The organism is Actinosynnema sp. NPDC023658 (assembly GCF_040639995.1).
Taxonomy (GTDB): domain Bacteria; phylum Actinomycetota; class Actinomycetes; order Mycobacteriales; family Pseudonocardiaceae; genus Actinosynnema.
In genome coordinates this window covers 35,334-36,713 of the sequence record NZ_JBFAAX010000009.1, presented here as the reverse complement: position 1 = coordinate 36,713, position 1,380 = coordinate 35,334, and the positions used below count along the sequence as shown (strand labels likewise).

General features: G+C 72.3%; 2 protein-coding genes. Both read left to right on the top strand.

Annotation, left to right across the window (positions count from 1 at the left end):
- A partial coding sequence (locus AB0G02_RS02595) for a serine hydrolase (RefSeq protein WP_360788210.1) occupies positions 1 to 722 on the top strand: 722 nt, incomplete at its 5' end.
- Between the two features lie 155 nt (positions 723 to 877).
- Positions 878 to 1,339 (top strand): DUF6194 family protein, encoded by a 462-nt coding sequence (locus tag AB0G02_RS02590; RefSeq protein WP_360788207.1) that lies wholly within the window; start codon positions 878 to 880, stop codon positions 1,337 to 1,339.
- The last annotated feature ends 41 nt before the right edge of the window (positions 1,340 to 1,380 follow it).

Below are 1,380 nucleotides of genomic sequence, written 5' to 3'. Positions count from 1 at the left end.
CGGACCTCTCGGCGGCGGTGGCGCGGGCGGTCGGCGCGGTCGGTGCGGCCGACGGGGCCGCCCTCGGAGGGGCCGACCTGGGCGTGGCCGTCCTCGACCTGGACACCGGTGCCGCGGCCGGCCAGGACGCCGGCACCCCGTTCCGCTCCGCGTCGTTGAGCAAGCTGCTCGTGGCCGTGGACCTGCTGACGTCCGGCGAGGTGCCGAAGGACGACCTCGAACGTTTGCGGCGCGCGCTCAGCGTGAGCGACGACGACGCGATGAACGACCTGTGGGACGTGCACGACGGCATGGGCGCGATCGAGCGCGTGGCCGCGCGGGCCGGCCTGACCGCCACCCACGCCCCCGAGGACGCCTCCCAGTGGGGTGACGTCGAGATGTCGGCCGACGACGTCGCGAAGCTCTACCGGTACATCGTGCGGGAGCTCCCGGACGCCGACCGCGACTTCGTCGTCACCGCCCTGTCCACCGCCTCCCCCACCGCCGCGGACGGCTTCGACCAGGCGTACGGCCTGCTCGCGCCGGGCGTCGACGCCTACGCCAAGCAGGGCTGGATGTGGTACCAGCCGGCGGACCTCTACCTGCACACCGCGGGCGTGGTCGCAGACCGGTACGCGGTGGTCGTGCTGTCGATCCAGACCGACGCGGACGAGCAGGAAGCCAAGGACCGGCTGACCGACGTCACGACCGCGCTCGTCGCCGCGCTCACCGCTGCGGCCTGATCGACCTCACGACCCGCTCCCGGCCTCGCTCCGGCCCACCCCGCGCTTGTTCTCCGAGTTGAGGCTTCCCGCCCGTCCCGAAGCGTCCACCAGGGCGTTCCTCGGACGTTCTCCGGCGAAGTCTCACAAAGGAGTTCAAAGTTACGCTTGAAGGGGTGAATGCCGACGAGATGACCGACCACATCACCTCGACCTTCGCCGGGACCCGCGTCATGGAGGCCTACGGCGACACGTTCTTCCTCCACGACCCGGACGGCGACCTCCCGCCCGAGCGCCAACTGCCGTTCGCGACGATCGTCACCGACGACAACTACGACCACGTGTCGCGGTTGGGCGAGCCCGGCGCGTACCGCCTGAACATCGGGCTGACGAAGGCCACCTACACCGCGATGTTCGGCCCGCCGCCCACCCGGCGCGACGACCAGGGGATCTTCGACACCGGGTTCGACCACGCGCGGCGGGACCAGGTGATGCCGCACCCGGTCTACGCGTCGCAGTACTGGGTCTGCGTGGTGTCGCCCGCGACCACGCTCGACACCGTCCGCTCCCTGCTCGTCGAAGCGCACGCGTTCGCCGTCCGCAAGCACGCCAACCACGCCCGACGGGCCGGGGCGTGACGCGGGGCCCGGCGCGGGCACGGGGGCCCGGGCCCGGCACC